Origin of the sequence: Siccibacter colletis, assembly GCF_000696575.1 — a bacterium.
Lineage (GTDB): Bacteria > Pseudomonadota > Gammaproteobacteria > Enterobacterales > Enterobacteriaceae > Siccibacter > Siccibacter colletis.
Map to the genome: position 1 here is coordinate 1 of NZ_JMSQ01000017.1, position 413 is coordinate 413.

General features: G+C 53.5%; 1 rRNA gene. It reads right to left on the reverse strand.

What is annotated here, in order from left to right:
- Positions 1-413: ribosomal RNA gene (locus ET34_RS0116205) — 23S ribosomal RNA — on the reverse strand; the annotation flags it as partial.

Consider the following 413-nt stretch of genomic DNA (forward strand, 5'->3'; position numbering starts at 1 on the left):
GCAGTAACACCGAGTACAGGAATATTAACCTGTTTCCCATCGACTACGCCTTTCGGCCTCGCCTTAGGGGTCGACTCACCCTGCCCCGATTAACGTTGGACAGGAACCCTTGGTCTTCCGGCGAGCGGGCTTTTCACCCGCTTTATCGTTACTTATGTCAGCATTCGCACTTCTGATACCTCCAGCAGACCTCACAGTCCACCTTCGACGGCTTACAGAACGCTCCCCTACCCAACAACACATAGTGTCGCTGCCGCAGCTTCGGTGCATGGTTTAGCCCCGTTACATCTTCCGCGCAGGCCGACTCGACCAGTGAGCTATTACGCTTTCTTTAAATGATGGCTGCTTCTAAGCCAACATCCTGGCTGTCTGTGCCTTCCCACATCGTTTCCCACTTAACCATGACTTTGGGA